Below are 24085 nucleotides of genomic sequence, written 5' to 3'. Positions count from 1 at the left end.
CGGTTTTCAAGGTGCAAACCTTGTCTCGTAGTTAAGTCTCTTAACTACACAGCGAAATATTTGCATTCGAGCGACTTTTGGATGCCCTAACCGAGGATGTTTCATCCGAAGGGTGGCACCAAGTTCGAGCGAGAAGGCAAATATGGAGCGCCCATGGTTTGGTGGTGATGGCAGAGGGGTTCCACACGTTCCCATCTCGAACACGACCGTTAAGCCCTCTAACGCCGATGGTACTTGGACCGTAGGGTCCCGGGAGAGTAGGAAGCTGCCAAGCCAATCAAGAAGAGCCTTATCCGTGAATAACGGGTAAGGCTTTTTTTATACTCCTTTTCATATTAAACGATCCTCGTGTTATCCCCAGAGTAAAAGGAGTTTTAATCAAACGATAAGAATGAATGTCATTCTTTTTTTATTGTTCACACCTTTTCCACAATATCGGTATAAAACTTCGAATGATTCCCCATTCTCTCGCAAAGGGCCTACCCTTTTCTCCTATAGATATCCACGGCTTATCCCCAAAATTCCGGAAATAAAAAACAGATAATCAATATCGTATATATATGCAATTGTGAACAGGAAGTATGTCTCTTTTTTAAAAGATAGACTTCCTAGTTTTCTTATTTTTCGAGTCCGATCTGCATCGACAAAATAGCACTTGTGTTTTAATTCACGTTCTAAAGATTCTAAATTGGAATTTTCATATTTACGAACAAACTTTCGTTTGATTAAATAAATCCGCTTCTTTAAGCAAGCAATAAGCGTACTTTTGTTCTTATAATTAGAATTTAATGGAATTTATATGGGTAAAAAAACGGAATTAGACGATTAAAGGCATGTTTTTTCTATGTACTCGGTTGGGGTTTTTTACAAAATCCTGGGTCTTTTGATTCGTTAAATGACGCTGCTGTAACTTCCTGAAAATTGTTGTCGATATAAGTAACATAAGCACTTCGCTTCAGGGCGTAATTTTTATCCACAGTGAATATACATGAATATTCATCGTGAAGCGCCGCAGTTGAAGCAGTCACAGCTATCCAATATCCGTTTTCGCATTAGCGATTATCTTAGCAAAGACCGGTTTTGAGCCCAGGGGCGGAGGAGAAACCGGATTGTCATCACGTCACTGTTCACTTTTCGGCATCAACATCATTGGAGGGATACACCTTGAAAAGAAACAAGATCATCATCGCGATTGCCGCACTTTCGTTGGGACTCGGCAGCGGGCTGGGCGCTTTGGGACAAGCGCAAGCCGCTTCCGCAGAAACTTATAAAGCTTCGCCGGATTTCAGCAAAACGGTACAAGGACTAAAAGGATGGTATTACCAACAAGCGGCAGGGAGCGTTTATTCGGATCTCGCTTATGACGGAAACCAAAAGCTGTGGAGCACTTCGTCTGGCTTTCCGTGGGTCGCGGCAAGTTCGCAGCATCCAGGCGACGCAGCCGATGCGGTCCGCAAATGGGTAGCTCCGGGGCCGGGGACAATCGAAATTAGCGGTATCGTGAAAAAAAGCGGAAATAAAGGGGACGGCATCGTTGCCAGCATTACAAAAGACAGCACGGTATTGTGGAGTTCGCTGATTAAAACCAAAACGGGCGAGAAGCCGCAAAACGTCGAGGCGATTCCGGTACAGGCTGGAACAGCCATTTATTTTACGGTCAATAAGAACGGTACGACAGAGGACGATGAGACGTTGTGGAATCCAAGTATCTCTTTTGTGGCTGGAGCTGTGACGCCCACGAATCCGACGACGCCGGAACCAAGCACTCCGACGCCGACGACTCCCGTAGCGCCGGAACCAAGCACTCCGACGCCGACGACTCCCGTAGCGCCGACACCAAGCACTCCGACGCCAACGATTCCTGTAACGCCGACACCAAGCACTCCAACGCCGACGACTCCCGTAACGCCGACACCAAGTACTCCGACGCCGACGCCGACGACTACTGCGGGACTTTCGGTAAAAGATTTCGGGGCTGTCGCCAATGACGGAAAAGACGATTATGCAGCATTCGTCGCGGCGGCCAAGGCAGCCAAAGAGCAAAAGAAAATATTGTATGTGCCTGCCGGAGAATTCACGCTCAGCAAAATCCTGACGCTTGACGGCATTCGCGTTGAAGGCGCCGGAAAAGAATCGACCGTGCTGGTATCCACGAATCCCGATGGCGGTTCGATCGACCTGACAGGCGACGGCGTACAGCTTCGTAACCTTAAGCATGTCTACCAAACCACGATTCCGAGAGGAAACGGCGCGCATGACAAAAACAGCATTACGGTGCGCGGCGCGACGAACTTCGTGATCGACAACGTTTATGTAAGCAAGTCCAGCACAGCAGGAATCATGATGGCCTACGGATCGAACAACGGGGTTGTATCTAATAACGTAGTCGAAAATACAGGCGCAGACGGCATTCATATGACCACGGAAAGCCATCACATCACGGTTGAAAACAATACGGTTATGGGTGTGGGGGACGATGGTATCGCGGTTGTCAGCTATGGAACAAGCCCAACACCGGTTAATAACATTACGATTCGCGGAAATAACATTGGCAACTTCTCGAAGGCTCGCGGCATTTCGGTGGTAGGCGGAGTGGATGTGCGGATCGAAAACAACAAAGTGGCCGATACGATGATGGCCGGCATTTATATTTCGGTCGAAGGTTCCTATGATACGCTGAACGTGGATCGCGTCAAAGTCGTCAACAACATCGTTAACCATACGGGTATTCAGGAACCGCAAAACCATCCGAACATTCTGGTTTACGGCGGAAAAGGCACGATCGACAACGTCGAGTTTGTCGGCAACACGATCACGGACGGCGCGCATCGCGGCATCGGCGTCTGGGGCGACGGAACGATCAAAAAAGTGAAATTCGAACGCAACACGCTGATCAACAAAAACGGCGCAGCTACAACTTTCAAGAACGGGATTATCACTCTTGTTGATAATATCGGCTTCTAATATTTTTCAAATCCGCGCAATGCCGATCCGAAAAATACTACTGTTCCAAATCTTCTTTCACAAAGATTTGTTTTCGCGGGGACCAGGTCGCAACTGGTTCCCGTTTTTTTTGCCGATTTTATCCCGTTATTCAAAGTTACAGGCTACACCGTTTGTTCGGAATAGAATTCCGGATTGTTTGAAAATAGTTATACAGAGTTATAACCATACTATAAAAGCGCGAAACGCAAATCGAAAAAAAGTTTAAAATAAAAATTAGAACGTAGAGTATCGTTTGGATTCATTGATCCGTTTAAGCTATTGAATCCAAGCGGAGAGGAGGAGACGGCAAGAATGGAAAGCAGCCTAACCAGAGAAACAAAGCGACATGATGAGTTTGCAGAGCTGATTGAGGAGCATAATGAGGCACTGGGAAAGTACTGTCGATTTCTGACCGGTTCGGCAGCAGACGGACAGGATCTTTTACAGGAGACATGGCTTAAAGCGTGGGCAGCGTTTCGTGAAAAAGGCGGAGCCAGAAATCGAACGTATTTGCGGAGCATCGCCTATCATGCGTGGATTGATCGGGTGCGCAAAGGGAAAGACGAGGCTGTTCTTGATTGCATCAAGGAGGAAAGCCATGCGTACGCCGCTGAGCCGCTACGACTATGGGCAGCAGCAGATCGCCTTGTTCGTGTGCTAACGCCGGATCAGCGAACGGTATATTTGTTGATGGAGTATCTGCGCTTTACAGCGGCAGAAACGGCTGAATTGCTGGGGACAACAGAAGGCGGTGTCAAAGCTTCTTTGCATCGAGCAAGAAAGAAGCTGGACAAGCGGCGTCAGCCGGAGCAGGAATGGACGGAACCTTTGGCGGAATCGAATGTTTCGGACGAACAGGCTGTTTTTGCTTATATGCAGGCGATTCGACTCCAGGATGTACGTGCGCTGATGGTGCTGTGGAACGGCGGTAGCGGAGAAGAAGCTTCACTGGCGGTTCGCTGCGGTGCATCTACGTCTGTAATGCCTGTACGCGAAGCCCGAAATGATATGATGCAGTCGCGCAGGCATTCAACAGTTGGTTCTTCTGTTCGTCTCCAACTAGCAGCTTGACCAACCTTGCAAGTTGATTTGGTCAAGCTACAGGCTGCTCAAGACGTAGCGATCCGGCTCGGATATCATCCTTTTTATAATCTGGAGGAGGCATAGCCGATGAGTACATTCATTCCTTACGTCGTGGAGCAGACGAGCCGCGGCGAACGATCTTACGATATTTATTCCAGACTGCTGAAGGATCGGATTGTCTTTTTGGGTTCGGCGATCGATGATCAGGTGGCCAACAGCATTACAGCGCAATTGTTGCTGCTTGAAGCCGAAGATCCGGAGAAAGACATCTATTTCTATATCAACAGTCCGGGCGGAGTGACGACGGCGGGATTCGCTATCTACGACGCAATGCGACACATTAAGCCCGACGTGCATACGATTTGTACCGGTATGGCAGCATCGTTTGCGGCTATTCTATTACTGGCTGGAGCATCCGGGAAGCGCGGGGCGCTGCCGAATAGCGAAATCATGATTCACCAGCCTCACGGCGGTGCGCAAGGGCAGGCTAGCGATATCGCAATCAGTGCCAAGCGGATCATCCGGACGCGCGAGCGTTTAAATGAGATTGCCGCTTTGCATACGGGCCAGCCGCTCGACCGGATCGCGCGCGACATGGACCGGGATTATTTCATGTCGTCGGAGGAAGCGCTGGAATACGGCGTGATCGACCGGATTATCGACCGTTCGCAGCACGCATAGTACGCTGCATCGAGAAAATGTTTGAAAAGGATGATGACAGATCACTCAGACCCTTCGCGATTAGCGAGGAGGTCTTTTTTTGCTCTTTTCACGCAGGAACTTGCTTGTAAACGGAGAAGGAAGTAAAACGAGATTCCAAGCCGAGAGGAGATTAACAAAGATGGAAATTAGACGCCTGACCGATCAGGATTTCGATGATAATGTCGCGTTGGCTGAATATGCGTTTTTGTATACATTGAGCGATCAGCAGAAGGAAGAACGGCGTAAACGATTCGGAGATGAAATAGTCTGGGGTGCCTTTGAAGGCCAAGAATTATGTGCGAAGCTTGCGCTCATGCCGCTTGAAGTTTATGTCCATGAGAAAAAGCTTAAAATGGGCGGGATCGGCGGTGTGGCGACGTGGCCCGAGAAACGGCGCAAAGACATGGTGACCCTTCTGTTGCGCCGGGCGCTTGAAGAGATGAAGAATCAGGGGCAGCTGCTGTCCTATTTGCATCCTTTTTCGGTCGCTTTCTACCGGAAGTACGGCTGGGAGATTTTTACCGACAACAAAAACTATTCCATTCCCGTGGATAAGCTTCCCGCACGCCAAAACGTTCCGGGACGCGTCGTGCGGGAAGTACGCGATATCTCGGTCCTGAAATCCGTTTACGATCGGGTGATCACACGTTATAACGGAGCGATGACCCGCAGCGGAAATTGGTGGAAAAATCGGGTAATGAGCGGGATTCCGTATACCGCCGTGTATTACAACGAAATTGGCGAGCCGGAAGCCTACGTCCTGTACGCGATCGAAGAAAAAGTATGGATCACGGAAGAAATGTTCTGGCTAAACGAGACGGCCCGGCAGGGATTGTGGGATTTTATCGGCAATCACGACTCTAAGCTGAAAGAAGTCAGGCTCAAACTTCCGGCCGACGATCCGCTCTCTCTGCTTCTTCCGGACCCAATGGTCAAACAGGAGATCGAGCCTTACTTCATGGGACGGATCGTCGACGCGGCCGTGTTCGTGCGAGAGTATCCTTTCGCCGGGCTCGGCACGCATTCGCGTTTCTCGCTAAAGATCGAAGACCGCGACGCTCCGTGGAACGAAGGAACCTGGGTATGGAGCATATCCCCAGACGGAACGGGGGATCTTGAGTCCGTTCGAACGCCTGCCGATGCCGAAAATGAAGCAGGGAATGGATTGTCCGTTTCCATCGGACTGTTGACCGCGATGCTGCTCGGCTACCGCCGACCGTCGGATCTTCGACGTTTCGGTCTGCTGGAAGCTTCCGAAGCGACCGCCGAACGATTGGATGCACTGATTCCCGCACGTACTCCTTATTTGCCCGATTACTTTTAAAAAGTTCCGAACAGGTTACTCCCACTTCGGGGATAACCTGAGGAAGAATATGTTTTCTTGAAAGTTATCCACATGTGCATAACTTTGAAAAAGGCCGCGGAGCATTTTATGCGGTCTTTTTCGTATGTGCGTTTCTCGCCGACCGGGTGACAACTGTCACCCGAAAACGGTGACAGCCCATACTACTGCCACTTTCCTTGCTCAGGTAAGCTGAATACATAAAGAACAGCGGCTCATCATCGACCTTAACGACGAAGGGGAGAACATAATGAAAAGCGTAATCGAACTGAAAAACATATCCAAAACGTTCCGCGGAAAAAAAGCGGTTGACGGCGTTAGTTTCGCGATCGAAAAAGGAACGGTAACCGCGCTGCTCGGGCCCAACGGGGCAGGCAAAACGACGGCGATGTCCATGATGCTGGGCCTGCTCGAACCGAGCGAGGGCAGCGTGAACCTGCTTGGCGGATCGCCGGGCGACCGCGATATACGCGACCGGATCGGCGTCATGCTTCAGGAGGTCGCCGTCATGGACGGGCTCAAGGCAGGAGAATTGATCGACTTGTTCCGCAGCTACTACAGCCGCCCTGCGGACCGCGATTATTTGATCGGATTGAGCGGGCTGAGTCCTGCCGACCTGAAACGCGTCGCGCAGAAGATGTCGGGCGGACAAAAAAGAAGTTTGGGGTTCGCTTTGGCGATGGCCGGCAATCCGGATGTCCTCTTTTTCGACGAACCGACCGTCGGGCTGGACACAGGGGCACGCCGCCGATTCTGGAACGAGGTTCGGCAGTTGGCGAAGCTGGGGAAAACGGTGCTGTTCTCGACGCATTACCTGGAGGAAGCGGATAGCGAAGCCGACCGGATCCTGCTGTTCGATCAGGGGAAGCTGGCGGCGGACGGAACGCCGGAAGAGATCAAGCGCGCGCTGGTCAAACGCAGCGTATCGTTCCTGCCGGAAACGGCGGAAAACGATTGCCTTAAACGCGCGGAAGGACTGCTCGCCGTGCGACCGGCCGACAAAGCGAGCGTGACCGAGTCGAACGGCCGGATCGTCGTGACGGCGGAAGATACGGATGCCGTTCTGCGCGTCCTGATCGAATCCGGTCTCGGCATCCGGGATATCCGTGTCGACGTCGGCCGGCTCGACGCGGCTTTCGAACAATTGACCCGCAATCGCGAAGCGAATACCCTATCCGAAACGCAGGAGGCGATCTGACCATGAAAAGTCTATTGATGCAAAGCAAAGCGGAAATCTTGCGTATTCTTCGCAATCCCTATTTCGTATTTTGGTCCTTGGCGATGCCGATCTTATTCTACTTTGTCTTCACCCGGGTGTTGAACGGTGATATGCCGAATCCGGAACAATGGCAGGCCCATTATCTGATGTCCATGGCGGCATTCAGCGTTATGGGAACATCGGTCATGACGTTCGGCCTCCGTCTTGTGCAGGAGCGCACGCAGGGATGGTCGACCGCGCTTCGCACGACGCCGCTGACCGGTACCGCGTACGCGGCGGCCAAGATGTTTGCCCAAATGCTGCTTAACCTGCTCTGCATCGTCGTCATTTTCGTCTCCGGCTGGCTAATCAACGGGGTTCATTTAAGCGCGGCGCAGTGGTTGGCTTCGGGATTGTGGATCGTGCTCGCTTCGCTACCTTTCCTGGCTTTGGGCGGCTTGATCGGCTGCATGAAAAAAGTGGACACGGCAAACGGAATCAGCAACATGCTGTATATGGGCCTGGCGATTTCCGGCGGGCTGTGGATGCCGTTCGAGATCATGCCCGAAGCCGTGCAGCGGATCGGAAAATGGCTGCCTTCCTATAATTACGGCGAAGGAGCCTGGTCGATCGCGGCCGGCGGCACCCCTTCCGCGACGAGCGTCGTTCTTCTGCTCGGCTACCTGGCCGCTTTTATGGTACTATCGGGATACGTGAGAAAAAAGCAGGAGGCGGTGTGATAGGCGTATGAAGAATGTCGCGACGTGGTTTCGGCTGCCGAAAAGGTATGGGATGCTGCCCTATATCTTTTTGCTGTATTTGATCTTTCCGATTCTAAGCATCCAGGATCTGAGTATCGAGCTTCAAACCGCGGGTTACGCGTTGGTGATCGTGTTCGCCGTCATCTACAGGCAGCTATACTGGTGCGCGAACGGGCGGACGTACAATCTGCTGCTGCTGGGCATGATGCTGATTATCGCGGCGTTCGCCCAGCTCGGCGGCCTGTACAATCTGTACTTGGGATTTTTTACGGCAACTTTTATCGGGGGCATATGCGACAAGAAAACGTTCAAAAGGTTTCTTGCGCTGTCGGGAATCTTGATGGTGACGATCATCGCGCTGCATCTGAACGAGTTGTCGCCTGCCGATCTGATCTCGCTGTTTCCGATCGTGATGGTTCTGCTGCTGCTTCCGTTCGGCATGCGTTCGGTCAACCGGCAGATCGAATTGCGTCAGCAGTTGGCTGCGGCCAACGAACAGATCGGCGAGCTGATGAAAAAAGAAGAACGGCTGCGTATCGCGCGGGATTTGCACGACACGCTAGGGCATACGCTGTCCTTGATTACGCTTAAAAGCCAACTGGTGGAACGCCTTGCGTTCAAAAGTCCCGAGCGCGCGCAGCACGAAGCCAGAGAAATTCAGGAGACTTCCCGAGCCGCGCTACGTCAGGTGCGCGAATTGGTGTCGGAAATGCGGGCGATCAAAGTGAGCGAAGAATTGATCGAGGCGCGCGAAATGCTGCGGACGGCGGAAATCGCGATGCGCGTGGAAGGAGAGCAGGCTTTGGAAGGAGTGGCGGAACTGACCCAGAACGTGCTTAGCCTATGCTTGAAAGAAGCGGTCACCAACATCGTCAAACACAGCCGGGCGCAAAATTGCACGGTCACGCTGCGCCGAAGCGATTCCGAGGTGGAAATGAAAATCGAGGATGACGGGGTCGGACCCGGCGGCAAAGACGTCGGGAAGCAAGAAAAGACGGACGGCAGCGGACTGGAAAACGTGGGCGGCGGCAACGGGCTCCAAGGAATGCGCGAACGATTGGCGCTGATCGAAGGCACGCTGCACCTGACTGCGCGGCAAGGACGGGGGACGGAACTCAGCGTCACGATTCCGCTGGTCGTCCGGTCGCATCAAGGAGGGGGAATCGCATGATTCGTATTATAATAGCGGAAGACCAGCGCCTGCTGCGCGGAGCGATGGTATCGCTGCTGGATCTGGAAGACGATATCGAAGTAGTCGGCGAAGCGGGAGACGGGGAAGAAGCGCTTCGCCTGATCGAAAAGCTGCGGCCCGACGTCTGCCTGATGGATATCGAAATGCCCAAGCTCAGCGGACTGGACGCGGCGGAGCGGTTGAAAGCGGCAGATTCGCCGTGCCGGGTGGTCATATTGACCACGTTCGCGCGTCCCGGATACTTCGAACGCGGCGTCAAAGCGGATGTTCGCGGCTATCTGCTCAAAGACGAACCGGTAGAAAAATTGGCGGGAGCGATCCGCCGCGTCATGCAGGGCCGCCGCGAAGTATCGCCGGAGCTTGCGTTCGGCAGCATGCGCGAACAGAACCCGCTGACGCCGCGCGAACAGGAAATTTTGCGTCTGGCCGCGGAAGGAAGCAGCGCAAGCGAAATCGCGGAGAAACTGCATCTATCTTACGGAACGGTACGCAATTACATGTCCGAGACGCTCGGCAAACTTGCGGTCAAAAGCCGGATCGAAGCCGTGAAGCTGGCGGAGGAGAAAGGATGGATCTAGTTTGCTCGCACCATGAACGAATACTATTCGTTCACGGCGCGAGCAAACGGGATTCGTTCGCGCTTCAAGAACGAATCGGCGCATGCGTGCACCGTGACGCTGTACCCGCCGCGCACCTTCGTTCAATCCCTATCGAACTTTTTCGCGCATGAATTCTTTCCGCATCACCTTTGAAGATAAGAAATGAGGAACATACATGGAACCGATGATAAGGATGTTACCCCTGATCTTGGCGGCTTGGCTGCTGATTGTCAACCTGATCGCCTACGCCGTCATGGCTTCGGACAAAAGCCGGGCGAAAAAACGCCGGCGCAGGGTGCCGGAGCGCACGCTGTTTGCCTGGGCGGCGGTCGGCGGCGCGCCGGGCATCTGGATCGCGATGCAGACGAAGCGTCACAAAACGCAGCACCGTTCGTTTCGGTTCGGCGTGCCTGCATTGTTCGTATGGAATATCGCGGCATACGGAGCTCTTTTTTATTTCATGCTTCGTTGAACCCGGCCGAAAAGGAAAAGCAAGCAAGGTGTTTGATTCCCGTTTTCGAAAGGGTAATAATGAACATGAACGGATAGCTTGTCCTTTTCCCCGGAAAAGAACGGGTTGGAGTCCGAATCGAAGGAAAGAGGTGCTTTATCATGCTGTTCTCTAAAGTTCTAGTCGCCTATGACGGTTCGAAAGCTTCCAATAAGGCGCTCGACCGTTCGGCCGCGCTGGTAAAAGCTTCGCCGGGCGCCGTGCTGGAAGTGCTGCATATTTACGATTATCCGCGCTTTTTCGTTGGAGACGGGATCGCGCCGGTTCCGGGCAGCGTGAATAAGGAGTTTTTCGATCTGGCCGAGCAGACTGTGGAAGAAGCGCGTCGTCGTCTTCAGGAAGCTGGAGTTGATGCTCGGATTGAGATGCGTCAGGGAGCACCGGCCGTACTGATTCTTGAATATGCCAAAGAGCTGAATGCCGATCTGATTGTCATCGGTAGCCGTGGCTTGGGTGCGATTCGCGAGTTTGTACTCGGTAGCGTCAGCCATAACGTGGTTCAGCAGGCACAAGTTCCGGTACTGGTCGTCAAATAAGTGCAGGTTGTGCGGGAACGTTCGATAAAAAGAGCGGTTTGCAGGTTTTATATGAGGCAAATGAATAGAAGGTTCGGAAGCGCGCTGCGTTTTCGGGCCTTTTTTATATCCGCAATTTTTACAATTCGAGCGGTATTTAGTGCAGGAATCGTAGGATTAGCAGATATTTCGCTTGCTGCTTGTGTAAAAACGAACATTCGGATTTTACGATTTTAAAATGTTCGGTTTTTAATTTGACACAGCATGTACGGAATTGTTAAACTGGAACAGAAGTCGGGCGTGTGGCAACCGCGCTTCCGACACATAACCGAATTGAACATCGTACCGTATAAAGCTGGGGATAAGGCCCGGCAGTATCTACCCGGGAACCGTAAATACCCGGACTACGGAAGCGAACGAAGGGTTCGATGATTATAGTTTGTCTGAAAGCAGACGCAAGCTAACGGATCAATCGAATGTGGCACAGGCTCAACCTGCTGCCGATCCCGCACGTTCTCTCGCACGAGAATCCGTTTTTCCATTATAGGCTTTGTTATCAAAAGACTATGGATGGATAACGCGTATTTTCGTCTTTGCGCGTCCGTGCCTGATCCCCCGCCGTTTCTTCCCGAGTCCGGATTCCCGAGAGATCATTGAGATTTTGCGGCGATTCCGGACTTTTTTGATTTTGCACCGAAAAACGATCGATATGGAGCGTGGATTATGTCTTTGCAGGTAGCAGTCATTATGGGCAGTACCTCTGATTGGGAAACGATGCAGCATGCTTGTCAGATTCTCGAAGAGCTTCGGATTCCTTATGAAAAAAAGGTCGTCTCGGCTCATCGTACGCCGGACTTGATGTTTGAATATGCGCAGCAAGCGCGCGAACGCGGCTTTAAGGTCATTATCGCGGGAGCAGGCGGCGCGGCGCATCTGCCGGGCATGGTCGCGGCGAAGACTCCGCTTCCTGTAATCGGGGTGCCGGTTCAATCGGCTGCGCTGAACGGACTGGATTCGCTGTTGTCGATCGTGCAGATGCCGGGAGGCATACCGGTAGCGACGGTCGCGATCGGCAAAGCGGGCGCGATCAACGCCGGATTGCTGGCGGCGCAGATCGTAGGCACCGCTGACGACGCGGTGCTCGATCGCGTCGCGGCCCGTCGCGCGAGAATCGAGCGCGAAGTGCTGGAAGCGGAGCTGCCATGACGGGAGACGCGAACGGAATGGCGGCGGGCGGCGCGAAGCAAGCGGCGCCGGGCAGCGGAGCGCCGGAAGCCGTACAGGCCACAAGCGGCGGCAAGCGCGAAGCGCGCGTGATCGGGCCGGGCAAGACGATCGGCGTGCTCGGCGGCGGCCAATTGGGCCGCATGATGGCGCTGGCGGGAGCGCCGCTCGGGTACCGCTTTATGGCACTTGACCCGGTAGCGGACGGGCCGTGCGGTCAGGTGTCGGCGCAGATCGTCGCCGCTTATTCGGATCAGGAAGCGGCGGCGGAATTGGCCGCGCGGACAGACGTGATCACGTACGAGTTCGAGAACGTGGATGCGGAAGTGGCCGCTCTGCTGGAAGAGCGGTCGTATGTGCCGCAAGGCAGCCGGCTGCTATACACGACCCAGCACCGCCTGCGAGAGAAGGCGGCGCTGGAAGCGGCGGGCGCGACGGTGGCCCCTTATGCGGCTATAACGAGCGAAGCGGAATTGGACGCGGCGGTGGCGCGTCTGGGCACGCCGTGCGTACTGAAGACGGCGACCGGAGGCTATGACGGCAAAGGGCAGTTCGTGATTCGCGACCGCGGCGAGGTTGCGGCGGCTTACGCGGAGCTGGCGGAGTCGGGAGCGGAGCTGGTATTGGAGCAGTTTATCGCGTTCGAATGCGAGATTTCGGTGATCGCGGCGCGCAGCTCGATGGGCGAGACGAGCACGTTCCCGCCCGCGGAAAATATTCACCGAGGCGGCATCCTGCACGCTTCGATCGTTCCGGCAAGGGTTCCGGCAGGCATTCTGGCCGAAGCGGAACAACTGGCGGCACGGATCGTCGAATCGTTCGATGCAGTCGGGCTGCTCGCCGTTGAGATGTTTTACGGCAAGGACGGCAAGCTGTACGTGAACGAAGTGGCGCCAAGACCGCATAACTCGGGCCATTATACGATGGAAGCTTGTGTCACTTCGCAGTTCGAGCAGCATGTACGCGCGATCTGCGGCTTGCCGCTCGGCAGTCCGGAACTTCGGACGCCGGTCGTCATGGTCAATGTGCTCGGCGAGCATCTGGACGGCGTGAACAAGCTGATGCTGTCGCCGGAGAGTATCGGAACGGACCTCGTTCATCCGAAGTTCCATCTGTACGGCAAAGCCGAAGGAAAGACCGGGCGGAAGATGGGGCATATCAACTTGCTTTGCGGCGATCCTGCCGATGCGCTGGCCTGGATCGACAACGCGGGCATCTGGCCGGTGGAGAACGATGGATAGAAGAAGCCGGGAGAGCGGGCAAGTCAAGCGGTTTTGAGCGTAACCTTTTGACAGGAGACCCAAGCCAATCCGTTGGGCTATCCCGTCTCCCTCTGACACCTTATATAATGAAAGAAGGCGCGTCGGGAATACCGCTTGCGATCCATGATCCAGCGGCGTGACGGCGTGAACCTCAAATTTACCTTTTGGAGGCTATACCCCTTATGATCGAACGTTACAGCAGACCGGAAATGCGCAGTATCTGGAGCGAGGAAAACAAATTCAAAGCATGGCTGGAAGTCGAAATTTGCGCTTGCGAAGCGTGGGTGGAACTGGGCGTGATCCCGGCGGAAGACGTGAAGAAGATCCGCGACAACGCGACTTTCGATATCGACCGCATCTACGAGATCGAGCAGGAAACGCGCCACGACGTGATCGCGTTCACCCGCGCAGTCTCCGAAAGCCTCGGCGAAGAGCGCAAATGGGTTCATTACGGCCTGACTTCGACAGACGTCGTGGATACGGCAATGGGCTATCTGCTGTTGCAAGCCAATACGATTCTGGAACAAGACATTTTGAACTTCATCGAAATTTTGAAAAACAAGGCGATCGCGTACAAGAGCACGCCGATGATGGGCCGGACTCACGGCGTACACGCTGAGCCGACCACATTCGGTCTGAAAATGGCGTTGTGGCACGAAGAGATGAAGCGCAACCTGGAGCGTTTCCGCCATGCGGCGGACGGCGTGCAGTACGGCAAAATGTCCGGCGCGGTCGGCACGTATGCCAATATCGATCCGCGCGTGGAAGAAATCGTCTGCGGCAAGCTGGGCACGAAAGCGGCTCCGATCTCGACGCAGACGCTGCAACGCGACCGTCACGCCGAGTATATGGCTTCGCTCGCGCTGATCGCGACGTCGCTCGACAAGTTCGCCACCGAAGTTCGCGCCCTGCAAAAAAGCGAATTCCGCGAAGTCGAAGAAGCATTCGCGAAAGGCCAAAAAGGTTCGTCGGCGATGCCGCACAAACGCAACCCGATCGGCAGCGAAAATATCTCCGGCTTGTCCCGCGTGATTCGCGGTCACATGCTGACGGCGTATGAAAACGTCGGACTGTGGCACGAACGCGATATCTCGCACTCTTCCGCAGAACGCGTCATCCTGCCGGATGCGACGATGCTGCTCAACTACATGCTGAACCGCTTCGGCAACATCATCAAGAACCTGACGGTGTTCCCGGAAAACATGAAGCGCAACATGGAACGTACGTATGGCGTGCCGTTCTCCGGCCGTATCCTGACCAAGCTGATCGATTCCGGCATGAGCCGCGAAACGGCTTACGATACCGTGCAGCCGCGCGCGATGCAGGCTTGGGAAGAACAACGCAGCTTCAAGGATATCGTACTGGCAAGCCCGGCGATTACAGACGTGCTGAGCGCAGAAGAGATTGAAGACGCATTTAATCCGGCCTGGCATTTGAAGCATGTCGATACTATCTTCGCCAAGCTGGGATTGAACGAGTAGTCGGACTCAACCAAGGGGGACAAAAACAATGTTCGTATCTTCGCAGGCTCTGTCCACCGCCGAACATCTGGTGGACGCGCCGCTGCTGTATAAAGGAAAAGTGCGCGAGCTGTACGATCTGGGCGAGCATTTCCTGATCGTGGTCACCGACCGCATCTCCGCGTTCGACTATGTGCTAGATCCGGCGATCCCGTACAAAGGCGACGTGCTGAACCGTCTGAGCGCCTACTGGTTCGATCAAACGGCCGATCTGCTGCAAAACCATGTCGTGCATACGGACGTGCTGAAGCTCGGCGCGATCGCCAAAGATCCGCTGGCGCTGAAAAACCGCATCATGGTCACCCGCAAAGCGGAACGGATCGATATCGAGTGCGTCGTGCGCGGCTATATCACGGGCGGAGGCTGGCGGCAGTACCAAGCCGGCGGCGCGGTGAACGGCATCGAACTTCCGGCGGGCTTGCGCAAAAACTCGCCGTTGCCGGAGCCGATCTTCACGCCTGCCGCGAAAAACGACGTCGGTCATGACGAAGACATTCCGTTCGAACAAATGGAAGAACTCGTCGGCGCGGAATTATCTGCGGAGCTGCGCGACAAAAGTCTTGCCCTGTACGCCTATGCCCGTCAAGCATGCGCCGAAAAAGGCATCATCCTTGCGGATTGCAAATTCGAATTCGGCCTGATCGACGGCAACGTGATCCTGATCGACGAGATCTTCACCCCTGATTCTTCCCGCTTCTGGGCGGAAAACAAATACGCGCTCGACGTCGAGATCGACAGCATGGACAAAGAACCCGTGCGCGCGTATCTGTCCGGCACCGATTGGGACAAAAACAGCGCGCCCGATCCGCTTCCGGCGGACGTCGTGGAAGAAACGACGAAGCGCTACCTGGGCATTTACGAGCGGTTGACCGGGAAAAGCTTGCTGGGGTTATAATCTGCCGTGTGCAAAGCGGTGCGATGAAATTGCTTAAAAGTCAATGTAGCCGCTGCTGATCGGCTGAGTTCGGAGTTACGTTGCCGTAAAAGCAATGTAGAAGCTGTAATCGAGCGAAACTGTGTGCTGATGTTGCTGTAGGTTGTATAAAAAGCAACGTGACTCGCCGAAAAGGGTGTTTTGCTGTTGCAGATTGCCAAAAAAGCACTATAGCCGGAAGCGATAACCCGTATTCGGCAAACCAATCTTTGCACCGTCGTTCAAGCGTGTCCCGTCAGGGACGAAAGCGTTCCGCCGCATCACCCACCATTACAAACAGCCGACTTCCCGATCCCGCCTGCCGTTCAAACAGGCGAAAAGGTTCGGGAAGGGCTTATCCAGGAGGACATTCATGAAAGCCAAAGTCTATGTGACCATCAAGCAAAGCGTACTCGATCCGCAAGGCGTTGCCGTTCAAGGCGCGCTGCACTCGCTCGGCTTCAACGAAGTGGAAAGCCTGCGCGTCGGCAAATATATGGAGCTTGAACTCGGAGACGTGAGCCAAGAAGCTGCCGGGGACCGCGTGAAGGAAATGTGCGAAAAGCTGTTGGCCAACACGGTCGTCGAAGACTACCGCTACGAACTGGAGGGTTAAAGTCCATGAAATTTGCAGTCCTCGTATTTCCCGGTTCCAACTGCGACATCGACTGTTACAAAGCGGTGGAAAACGTCCTCGGCGAGCCGGTCGATTACGTCTGGCACACCGCGACCGATCTGTCCGCCTATGATTGCATCCTCGTGCCGGGCGGCTTCTCGTATGGCGACTACCTGCGCTGCGGCGCGATTTCGCGTTTTGCCCCGGTCATGAACGAAGTGGCGAAAGCGGCGGAAGAAGGCAAATTCGTGCTCGGCATTTGCAACGGGTTCCAGATCCTGACCGAAGCGGGACTGCTCCCTGGCGCGCTGCGCCGCAACATGTCGATGAAGTTCGCATGTCGCGACACGGTGCTGAAAGTGGAAAACAACGCAACGCCGTTTACCCGCGATTACGCGGCAGGCGAAGAGATCGTGATTCCGATTGCGCACGGCGAAGGCAACTATTACTGCGACGAAGAAACGTTGGAGGAATTGCGCGCCAACAACCAGATCGCTTTCCGGTATAAAAGCAATCCGAACGGTTCGGTGGACGATATCGCGGGCATCACGAACAAAGCGGGCAACGTGCTCGGCATGATGCCTCACCCGGAACGCGCGGTCAACGAGATTCTCGGCACGACAGACGGCAAAAAGATGTTCACATCGATCATTAACGCTTGGAGGGAACAACATGACGCAGCAAATGTCCGTTAAAGAACCGACGGCGGAGCAAATCGCGGATCAGCAAATTTACAAACAGATGGGTGTATCGGACAGCGAGTTTCAGCTCATCTGCGGTTTTCTCGGCCGTAAGCCTAATTACACGGAAATCGGCGTTTTCAGCGTAATGTGGTCCGAGCACTGCGCGTACAAAAATTCGAAGCCGCTGCTGCGCAAATTCCCGGTCACGGGTCCTCGCGTCCTGATGGGACCGGGCGAAGGCGCGGGCATCGTCGATATCGGCGATAACCAGGCGGTCGTATTCAAGATCGAAAGCCATAACCACCCTTCGGCGGTCGAGCCTTTCCAGGGTGCGGCAACGGGCGTGGGCGGCATTATCCGCGATATTTTCTCGATGGGCGCCCGCCCGATCGCGTCGCTGAACTCGCTGCGTTTCGGCAGACTTGAAAGCGACCGCGTCAAATATCTGTTCGAGCATGTCGTTAGCGGCATCGCGGGTTACGGCAACTGTATCGGCATCCCGACGGTGGGCGGCGAAGTCGTGTTCGACGAAAGCTACGAAGGCAACCCGCTCGTCAACGCGATGTGCGTCGGCCTGATCGACCACGACAAGATTCAGCGCGGCGTGGCAAAAGGCATCGGCAACCCGGTGTTCTACGTCGGCCCTCCGACGGGACGCGACGGTATCCACGGCGCGACGTTCGCATCCGAAGAACTGACGGAAGAATCGCAAGAGCGCAAAACGGCGGTTCAGGTCGGCGATCCGTTTATGGAAAAGCTGGTTATGGAATCGTGCCTGGAACTGATCGACAGCGGCATCGTGGTCGGCATCCAGGACATGGGCGCGGCAGGTCTGACTTGCTCCAGTTCGGAAATGGCGAGCAAAGCGGGCAACGGCCTGGAATTGTACCTCGATCAAGTACCGCAGCGCGAAGAAGGCATGACGGCGTACGAGATGATGCTGTCGGAATCCCAGGAGCGCATGCTGTTCGTCGTGGAACCGAAAGACGAAGCGCAAGCGATGGAAATTTTCGAGCGTTGGGGCGTCATCTGCGCGAAAGTCGGCAAAGTGACGGACGACGGACGTCTCAAACTGCTGCATCACGGCGAAGTAGTCGGCGATATGCCGGTTCACGCGCTGGTCGACGAATGCCCGATCTACGATAAACCTTCAACCGAACCGGCTTACTATGCGAAAAACGCTGCGGTCGATACGACGGCTTATAACGAAGTGACCGATCTGGGCGGCGCGTTGAAAAAGGTGCTGGGTTCGCCGAGCGTGGCGAGTAAAGCGTGGGTGTACGAGCAGTACGATTACATGGTGCGCACGAACACGGCGGTACGTCCGGGTTCGGACGCGGCGGTCGTGACGATCGACGGCACGCGCAAAGCGTTGGCGATGACGACGGATTGCAGCGGACGTTTCGTGTATCTCGACCCTGAAGTGGGCGGCCGGATCGCGGTCAGCGAAGCGGCGCGCAATATCGTGTGTTCCGGCGCGGAGCCGCTGGCGATCACGGACAACCTGAACTTCGGCAGCCCGGAAAAGCCGGAAATCTTCTGGCAGATGGAAAAAGCGGTCGACGGCATGGCGGAAGCGTGTCGCGAACTGGATACGCCGGTGATCGGCGGCAACGTCAGCTTGTACAACGAAAACGCCAAAGGCTCGATCTACCCGACTCCGGTCGTGGGCATGGTCGGTCTGGTGCACGACGTGGATCATATCACGACGCAGCATTTCAAAGGCGAAGGCGATATTCTGATTCTGACGGGCGTTACGAAAGCCGAGCTGGGCGGAACCGAGTTCCAGCAAGTGGTTCACGGCGTGACGGAAGGACGACCTCCGCAGCTCGACCTGGCGGTCGAAAAGAAACTGCTGGGCGGCGTGCTGGAAGCGATCCAAAGCGGTCTCGTGCGTTCGGCGCACGACTTGTCGGACGGCGGTCTGGCGGTTGCCGTAGCGGAAAGCTGCATCGGCGGCGGTCTGGGGGCGCAGGTCAGCCTGCATACGGCAGAGATCGGCGAAGCCGGTCTTCGTCCGGACTTTGCATTGTTCAGCGAAAGCCAATCGCGTATCCTGTTGTCGGCGACGCCGGAAAACGCGGACGCGCTGCTCAGCCAGCTCGGCGCGCACGGCGTGCCGGCGGCGAAGATCGGACGCGTGTCGGGACTGCAACTGCATATCACAGTAGACGGCAAAGAAGTGCTCAGCGAAGAGATTCATACACTCAAACAGGTTTGGGAGGATGCGATTCCATGTCTGATGAAGTAAAGCAGCCGTTGTGGACGGGGGACTACTACAACGAGGGAATGGATCAGATCGATCCGTTCGACACCCTGCGCGAAGAATGCGGCGTGTTCGGCGTCTACGGACATCCCGACGCCGCGTCCCTGTCCTATTACGGTTTGCATGCACTTCAGCACCGGGGAGAGGAAAGCGCGGGGATTTGCGTCAGCGACGAAGATCACTTCAATTATCATCGCGGTTTGGGTCTGGTCAAAGAGGTTTTTGACAAAGACACGCTCGCCGGACTTCAAGGAAAGCACTCGATCGGCCATGTCCGGTATTCGACAAGCGGCGGCGGAGGGTTGACCAACGCCCAGCCGCTGGTGTTCAAATACAAAGGCGGCGACCTTGCGGTCGCCACCAACGGCAATATCGTCAACGCTCCGGAAATCCGTCGCGAATTGGAAGAAAGCGGCTCGATCTTCCAGACGACGAGTGATACGGAAGTCGTGGCGCACTTGATCGCCCGTTCGCCGAAAGATTTCGTCGAAGCGGCGAAAGACGCCATGAACCGGATCGTCGGCGGTTATGCGTTTATGCTGCTCACACACGATAAGCTGCTCGTCACCTGCGACCCGAACGGACTGCGTCCGCTCACGATGGGCCGTCTCGGCGACGCGTATATCTTCACGTCGGAGACGTGCGCGCTGGAAGTTATCGGCGCGGAAAGCGTTCGCGACGTGCGTCCGGGCGAAATGCTGGTGCTGGACCGGGACGGACTGCGCGAAGACCGCTTCACGCAAGTGCAGCGCAAAGCGCTGTGCGCGATGGAGTACATCTACTTCGCGCGCCCGGACAGCGACATGAACGGATCGAACCTGCATTCCGCCCGCAAACGGATGGGCAGCGTGCTGGCGAGAGAAAAATTCGTCGACGCCGATCTGGTGACCGGCGTGCCGGACTCCAGTATCTCCGCCGCGATCGGCTACGCCGAGCAAACGGGTATCCCGTACGAGCTTGGCTTGATCAAAAACAAATACACCGGCCGGACCTTTATCCAGCCGAGCCAGGAACTGCGCGAGCAAGGCGTCAAAATGAAATTGAGCGCCGTCCGCCGCGTCGTCGAAGGCAAGCGAGTCGTCATGATCGACGACTCGATCGTGCGCGGCACGACGTCTCGCCGCATCGTGAACCTGCTGCGCGAAGCGGGCGCGACCGAGGTGCATGTATGCATCACGTCGCCGCCGTTCAAAAATCCGTGCTTCTACGGCATCGACACGCCGGACAGCCGCGAACTGATCGCGTTCTCCCGTACCGTCGAAGAGATCCGCGAAGAAATCGGCGCCGATTCGCTCGCTTTCCTGAGCTACGAAGGCTTGATCGAAGCCGTGGACGGCGACGACCGTTCCGCTTACAAAGGCGGCCTCTGCATGGCCTGCTTCGACAACGACTATCCGACCCAGGTGGATTTTGGCGGGGAGGAAAAATTCGGCTGCGGGTGTTGAATAGGGAAGGGTGAGGTGGGGGAGGCGCTGCGGGTGGAGGGGCCTTCCGATCGCTGTTTCAATCCGATTCCTTTTATTAAGTAAAACATTTAGAGGGTGGAATCGGATTTCAAAGGCGACCACTTCGTTTCTTCAGGCTCCCTCCACCCTCCGCTGACTCCGACGCGCACGCATCCTTTTTTGTAGGTAGGATAGAGGGTAGGGCTGCTTTTTCTTTTTGAAGAAAAAGCGTTTGGAGCACGGGATTTTGAGATTGTAGGTTAGAATTTTTTATTGCGGGGTATGGCGTTGCGTTGTAGGACTTATTGTTCAATGTATATCAAGTTCTCACACGAGCGTTCGAAGTTCGAGCGAGTCCAACTGCAAAGCAGGATATAAATCATAAAGCTTTCCTTTTCGTATGAAATCGAAAAGTTCTTTCCCCTAATTAATTTCAAGATACAAGCGACGCTTGCATCTTGAAATTAAATTGTACGCGGGAAGCGAGAGCGGAGGGAGAAATTCAGTGAGAGACGCCTTTGAACCCGAAAAATACAAATAAAAACTTCAATCCATTTTTCGGGTGAGACAGCGAATCGAACGAATTTCTCCCGCAGCGCCCCCAGCTTCCCCCACACAAATCTAATTTAAAGATAAAGGATGTGTCGGTTGTGTCTGAAGCCTACAAAAATGCCGGAGTCGATATCGCGGCGGGCAACGAAGCGGTCGAGCGGATGAAAAAGCACGTCAAAAAAACGTTCCGTCCGGAAGTGATGACGGATCTGGGCGGGTTCGGCGCGCTGTTCGGCCTGAACAAAGACGCTTACGAAGAGCCGGTGCTCGTCTCCGGGACGGACGGCGTCGGCACGAAGCTGAAAATCGCGTTCGCGATGGACAAGCACGACACGATCGGCATCGACGCCGTCGCGATGTGCGTGAACGATATTATCGTGCAGGGCGCGGAGCCGCTGTTTTTCCTCGACTACCTGGCAACGGGCAAAGTCGTGCCGGAGAAGATCGAAGACATCGTCGCAGGCATCGCGGACGGCTGTTTGCAATCCGGCTGCGCGCTGATCGGCGGCGAAACGGCGGAAATGCCGGACATGTACACCGAAGGCGAGTACGATATCGCGGGCTTTACGGTCGGGATCGTCGATAAAAAGAAAATCATCAGCGGACAGTCGATCTCGGCAGGCGACGCGGTGATCGGACTGGCTTCGAGCGGCGTGCATAGCAACGGATTCTCGCTCGTGCGCAAACTGCTGTTAGAACAGCACGGCTATAAGCTGACCGACGAAGTGGCGGAACTGGGCGGTACGCTCGGCGCGACGTTGCTGGAGCCGACCAAAATCTATGTGAAGCCTGTGCTGCAACTGCTGAAAAGCATTCAAGTCAAAGGCATGGCGCATATTACGGGCGGCGGCTTTATCGAGAACATTCCGCGGATGCTGCCGGAAGGCGTGAACGTCGAGATTCAGCACGGCACATGGCCGGTGCTGCCGATCTTCAAGCTGATGCAGGAAAAAGGCAATATCACGGACAGCGACATGTACACGACGTTCAACATGGGCATCGGGCTGGTGCTCGTCGTAGCCGACAGCGACAAAGAAGAAGCGCTGCGCCAACTGAAAGAAGCAGGCGAAGAAGCTTACCTGATCGGCAGCGTGACGGCGGGCGAGAAAGTCGTGACGTTCCAGGGGAACGCGCAATGAGTGCGAGCGGAGGCAAAGATATTCGGGAAGACGGTACTCGGTTGAGCGAGGAAGAAGTGCCGCTGAAGCCCGGTCCGATGCCCGGTTTGCCGGACGAACCGGAGCCGATCGTTCCGTCGATCCCGGACGCGCCCCAGCCGTCCCGCGAACCCGGCGTTCCGGTTCCCGCTGTGCCGGGTTCGCCCGAACCGTCGCCGGACCGGACAATTCCCATTCCGATCCCCGATATTCCGGCCGTACCGGAACCGGTGACGCCGGACGGCGAGCCTTTTCGGTCGGAGCCGATATTACCGCCGACGCCGCAGCCCGTTACCCCGGACGGCGAACCGATTCCTCAGCCGAGCACGCCGAGCGTGCCGCAGCCGGGTATTCCGCAGCCGTCTACGCCCGGCAGCGAACCCGAACCGCTGACGATGCCCGGCCTTCCCGCCGTCGCAGACCCGGACGAAGCGGACGATCTCGCCGACAACGAAGGCGATCCCGCGGCTCAGTTGCTTGAGCTGGAACAAGCGTTGCCGGACGGCGAAGGGCCGAACCGCCCGTACCGCATCGCGGTATTCGCGTCCGGCTCGGGCAGCAACTTCCAGGCGCTGCTTGATTCGGCGCGCGCCGGCACGCTCGGCGCGCAAGTAGCGCTGCTCGTGTCCGACAAACCGGAGTCGCCGGCCGTCGAACGCGCCCGCGCGGCGGGCGTTCCGGTATTCGTCTTCACGCCGAAAGAATACGAGTCCCGCGAAGCGTACGAAACCCTCGTGTTGGAAGAGTTGAACAAAGCGAAGATCGACCTGATCGTGCTTGCGGGCTATATGCGTTTGCTAACGAGCGTGCTTGTCGAGCCGTATACCGGCCGCATGATTAATATTCACCCTTCGCTGCTGCCGTCTTTCCCGGGCAAAGACGCCGCGGGCCAAGCGGTGTCGCACGGCGTGCGGGTCAGCGGCGCGACCGTGCATTTCGTCGACGGAGGCATGGACACCGGGCCGATCATCGCCCAGCGCGCCGTCGAAGTGCTGCCCGAAGATTCGGCGACCGAGCTTCAGCTTCGCATTCAGGAACAGGAACGTTTGTTGTATCCCGAAGTGGTTTCCTGGTTCGCGGCAGGCCGCGTGAAGCTGGAAGGCCGCCGGGTGCTTTTGTTCTAAACTTTTATACGGAAAAGAAGTGAAAAGCCATGCCGATCGTAGTCGGAACCGGAGCGGTCATTCTGAATGACGAAGGCCAGGTACTGTTGGTGCTTCGCAAGAAAGACCCCGAGATCCGTAAATGGAGCATTCCCGGCGGCAAGGTCGATCCTTTCGAAACGTTGGAACATACCGTCGTCCGCGAAGTCGAAGAGGAAACGGGCCTGACCGTCGAGGTGGAACATCTTCTCTGCACGGACGAGACGATCGAACCGGAAAAAAATCGCCATTTGTTGTCGCTGATCTACAAAGTCCGTTACACCGGCGGCCAACCGCAAAACCGCGAGCCGCAAAAACATGCGGAGCTGCGTTGGTTTTCGTTGAACGAGCTGCCGCCGGAGACGGACATCGCGACATTTTCCCGAGAAGCATTGAGATTGATCTGATCGTATCCAG

General features: G+C 55.4%; 21 protein-coding genes, 1 rRNA gene and 1 riboswitch. All 22 genes read left to right on the top strand.

Annotated features, from left to right (window positions below):
* Positions 1 to 157: 157 nt before the first annotated feature.
* The 22 genes from rrf to WKI47_RS14355 all read left to right on the top strand — a co-directional run bounded on the left by rrf (position 158) and on the right by WKI47_RS14355 (position 24075).
* Positions 158 to 274: ribosomal RNA gene (gene rrf, locus WKI47_RS14460) — 5S ribosomal RNA — on the top strand.
* Positions 275 to 1164: 890 nt separating this feature from the next.
* A complete protein-coding gene (locus WKI47_RS14455; RefSeq protein ID WP_340227855.1) occupies positions 1165 to 2964 on the top strand; it encodes a right-handed parallel beta-helix repeat-containing protein in 1800 nt (599 codons plus the stop codon).
* A 333-nt stretch (positions 2965 to 3297) separates the two neighbouring features.
* Complete coding sequence (locus WKI47_RS14450; RefSeq protein ID WP_340227854.1) at positions 3298 to 4056, top strand: RNA polymerase sigma factor; 759 nt, start codon at positions 3298 to 3300, stop codon at positions 4054 to 4056.
* Between the two features lie 99 nt (positions 4057 to 4155).
* Positions 4156 to 4749: an ATP-dependent Clp endopeptidase proteolytic subunit ClpP gene (gene clpP, locus WKI47_RS14445; RefSeq protein ID WP_340227853.1), complete on the top strand. Its 594-nt coding sequence runs from the start codon at positions 4156 to 4158 to the stop codon at positions 4747 to 4749.
* A 160-nt stretch (positions 4750 to 4909) separates the two neighbouring features.
* Positions 4910 to 6094, top strand: coding sequence for a GNAT family N-acetyltransferase (locus WKI47_RS14440; RefSeq protein ID WP_340227852.1), 1185 nt, complete (start codon positions 4910 to 4912; stop codon positions 6092 to 6094).
* A gap of 268 nt (positions 6095 to 6362) precedes the next feature.
* A complete protein-coding gene (locus WKI47_RS14435; RefSeq protein ID WP_340227851.1) occupies positions 6363 to 7310 on the top strand; it encodes an ABC transporter ATP-binding protein in 948 nt (315 codons plus the stop codon).
* Between the two features lie 2 nt (positions 7311 to 7312).
* Complete coding sequence (locus tag WKI47_RS14430; RefSeq protein ID WP_340227850.1) at positions 7313 to 8050, top strand: ABC transporter permease; 738 nt, start codon at positions 7313 to 7315, stop codon at positions 8048 to 8050.
* A 7-nt stretch (positions 8051 to 8057) separates the two neighbouring features.
* Positions 8058 to 9242 (top strand): sensor histidine kinase, encoded by a 1185-nt coding sequence (locus tag WKI47_RS14425; protein WP_340227849.1) that lies wholly within the window; start codon positions 8058 to 8060, stop codon positions 9240 to 9242.
* Positions 9239 to 9841: a response regulator transcription factor gene (locus tag WKI47_RS14420; RefSeq protein ID WP_340227848.1), complete on the top strand. Its 603-nt coding sequence runs from the start codon at positions 9239 to 9241 to the stop codon at positions 9839 to 9841. Before WKI47_RS14425 ends, WKI47_RS14420 begins: the two co-directional genes overlap by 4 nt.
* Before the next feature lie 196 nt (positions 9842 to 10037).
* The gene (locus WKI47_RS14415) at positions 10038 to 10334 is read left to right on the top strand and encodes a DUF1294 domain-containing protein (RefSeq protein WP_340227847.1); all 297 of its coding nucleotides are present in this window, start codon (positions 10038 to 10040) and stop codon (positions 10332 to 10334) included.
* Positions 10335 to 10474: 140 nt separating this feature from the next.
* Positions 10475 to 10909 carry a universal stress protein gene (locus WKI47_RS14410; protein WP_340227846.1) on the top strand — a complete coding sequence of 145 codons (435 nt, stop codon included), beginning with the start codon at positions 10475 to 10477 and terminating at the stop codon, positions 10907 to 10909.
* Positions 10910 to 11213: 304 nt separating this feature from the next.
* A riboswitch (purine riboswitch) is annotated at positions 11214 to 11315 on the top strand.
* 296 nt (positions 11316 to 11611) lie between these two features.
* The gene (purE, locus tag WKI47_RS14405; protein WP_340227845.1) at positions 11612 to 12094 is read left to right on the top strand and encodes a 5-(carboxyamino)imidazole ribonucleotide mutase; all 483 of its coding nucleotides are present in this window, start codon (positions 11612 to 11614) and stop codon (positions 12092 to 12094) included.
* Positions 12091 to 13353, top strand: a complete 1263-nt coding sequence (purK, locus tag WKI47_RS14400) for a 5-(carboxyamino)imidazole ribonucleotide synthase (protein ID WP_340227844.1) — start codon at positions 12091 to 12093, stop codon at positions 13351 to 13353. The genes purE and purK overlap by 4 nt, the downstream gene beginning before the upstream one ends.
* A 203-nt stretch (positions 13354 to 13556) precedes the next feature.
* A complete protein-coding gene (gene purB, locus WKI47_RS14395; protein WP_340227843.1) occupies positions 13557 to 14855 on the top strand; it encodes an adenylosuccinate lyase in 1299 nt (432 codons plus the stop codon).
* A gap of 28 nt (positions 14856 to 14883) precedes the next feature.
* On the top strand, positions 14884 to 15789 hold the full coding sequence (locus WKI47_RS14390) for a phosphoribosylaminoimidazolesuccinocarboxamide synthase (RefSeq protein ID WP_340227842.1): 906 nt from the start codon (positions 14884 to 14886) through the stop codon (positions 15787 to 15789).
* 391 nt (positions 15790 to 16180) lie between these two features.
* On the top strand, positions 16181 to 16423 hold the full coding sequence (gene purS, locus WKI47_RS14385) for a phosphoribosylformylglycinamidine synthase subunit PurS (RefSeq protein ID WP_340227841.1): 243 nt from the start codon (positions 16181 to 16183) through the stop codon (positions 16421 to 16423).
* Positions 16424 to 16428: 5 nt separating this feature from the next.
* Entirely contained in the window at positions 16429 to 17118 is a 690-nt protein-coding gene (gene purQ, locus WKI47_RS14380) for a phosphoribosylformylglycinamidine synthase subunit PurQ (protein WP_037284816.1), read from the top strand.
* Positions 17096 to 19357 carry a phosphoribosylformylglycinamidine synthase subunit PurL gene (gene purL / locus WKI47_RS14375; RefSeq protein ID WP_340227840.1) on the top strand — a complete coding sequence of 754 codons (2262 nt, stop codon included), beginning with the start codon at positions 17096 to 17098 and terminating at the stop codon, positions 19355 to 19357. Before purQ ends, purL begins: the two co-directional genes overlap by 23 nt.
* A complete protein-coding gene (gene purF / locus WKI47_RS14370) occupies positions 19342 to 20817 on the top strand; it encodes an amidophosphoribosyltransferase (protein ID WP_340227839.1) in 1476 nt (491 codons plus the stop codon). Before purL ends, purF begins: the two co-directional genes overlap by 16 nt.
* A gap of 650 nt (positions 20818 to 21467) precedes the next feature.
* Positions 21468 to 22508, top strand: coding sequence for a phosphoribosylformylglycinamidine cyclo-ligase (gene purM, locus WKI47_RS14365; protein WP_340227838.1), 1041 nt, complete (start codon positions 21468 to 21470; stop codon positions 22506 to 22508).
* Positions 22505 to 23650, top strand: coding sequence for a phosphoribosylglycinamide formyltransferase (purN, locus tag WKI47_RS14360; RefSeq protein ID WP_340227837.1), 1146 nt, complete (start codon positions 22505 to 22507; stop codon positions 23648 to 23650). The genes purM and purN overlap by 4 nt, the downstream gene beginning before the upstream one ends.
* Positions 23651 to 23679: 29 nt before the next feature.
* Positions 23680 to 24075 carry an NUDIX domain-containing protein gene (locus WKI47_RS14355; RefSeq protein ID WP_340227836.1) on the top strand — a complete coding sequence of 132 codons (396 nt, stop codon included), beginning with the start codon at positions 23680 to 23682 and terminating at the stop codon, positions 24073 to 24075.
* Positions 24076 to 24085: the final 10 nt, after the last annotated feature.

Source organism: Saccharibacillus sacchari, from assembly GCF_037722395.1.
In the GTDB taxonomy this organism is placed as follows: domain Bacteria; phylum Bacillota; class Bacilli; order Paenibacillales; family Paenibacillaceae; genus Saccharibacillus; species Saccharibacillus sacchari_A.
Note: the sequence above shows the minus strand (reverse complement) of the source record. Positions and strands in the feature narration are given on the sequence as shown.

Bases quoted from the DNA above. Each gene is read 5' to 3' on its own strand.
- WKI47_RS14450 (WP_340227854.1), top strand. From the start codon at position 3,298: ATGGAAAGCAGCCTAACCAGAGAAACAAAGCGACATGATGAGTTTGCA.
- clpP (WP_340227853.1), top strand. From the start codon at position 4,156: ATGAGTACATTCATTCCTTACGTCGTGGAGCAGACGAGCCGCGGCGAA.
- WKI47_RS14440 (WP_340227852.1), top strand. From the start codon at position 4,910: ATGGAAATTAGACGCCTGACCGATCAGGATTTCGATGATAATGTCGCG.
- WKI47_RS14435 (WP_340227851.1), top strand. From the start codon at position 6,363: ATGAAAAGCGTAATCGAACTGAAAAACATATCCAAAACGTTCCGCGGA.
- WKI47_RS14430 (WP_340227850.1), top strand. From the start codon at position 7,313: ATGAAAAGTCTATTGATGCAAAGCAAAGCGGAAATCTTGCGTATTCTT.
- WKI47_RS14425 (WP_340227849.1), top strand. From the start codon at position 8,058: ATGAAGAATGTCGCGACGTGGTTTCGGCTGCCGAAAAGGTATGGGATG.
- WKI47_RS14420 (WP_340227848.1), top strand. From the start codon at position 9,239: ATGATTCGTATTATAATAGCGGAAGACCAGCGCCTGCTGCGCGGAGCG.
- WKI47_RS14415 (WP_340227847.1), top strand. From the start codon at position 10,038: ATGGAACCGATGATAAGGATGTTACCCCTGATCTTGGCGGCTTGGCTG.
- WKI47_RS14410 (WP_340227846.1), top strand. From the start codon at position 10,475: ATGCTGTTCTCTAAAGTTCTAGTCGCCTATGACGGTTCGAAAGCTTCC.
- purE (WP_340227845.1), top strand. From the start codon at position 11,612: ATGTCTTTGCAGGTAGCAGTCATTATGGGCAGTACCTCTGATTGGGAA.
- purK (WP_340227844.1), top strand. From the start codon at position 12,091: ATGACGGGAGACGCGAACGGAATGGCGGCGGGCGGCGCGAAGCAAGCG.
- purB (WP_340227843.1), top strand. From the start codon at position 13,557: ATGATCGAACGTTACAGCAGACCGGAAATGCGCAGTATCTGGAGCGAG.
- WKI47_RS14390 (WP_340227842.1), top strand. From the start codon at position 14,884: ATGTTCGTATCTTCGCAGGCTCTGTCCACCGCCGAACATCTGGTGGAC.
- purS (WP_340227841.1), top strand. From the start codon at position 16,181: ATGAAAGCCAAAGTCTATGTGACCATCAAGCAAAGCGTACTCGATCCG.
- purQ (WP_037284816.1), top strand. From the start codon at position 16,429: ATGAAATTTGCAGTCCTCGTATTTCCCGGTTCCAACTGCGACATCGAC.
- purL (WP_340227840.1), top strand. From the start codon at position 17,096: ATGACGCAGCAAATGTCCGTTAAAGAACCGACGGCGGAGCAAATCGCG.
- purF (WP_340227839.1), top strand. From the start codon at position 19,342: ATGTCTGATGAAGTAAAGCAGCCGTTGTGGACGGGGGACTACTACAAC.
- purN (WP_340227837.1), top strand. From the start codon at position 22,505: ATGAGTGCGAGCGGAGGCAAAGATATTCGGGAAGACGGTACTCGGTTG.
- WKI47_RS14355 (WP_340227836.1), top strand. From the start codon at position 23,680: ATGCCGATCGTAGTCGGAACCGGAGCGGTCATTCTGAATGACGAAGGC.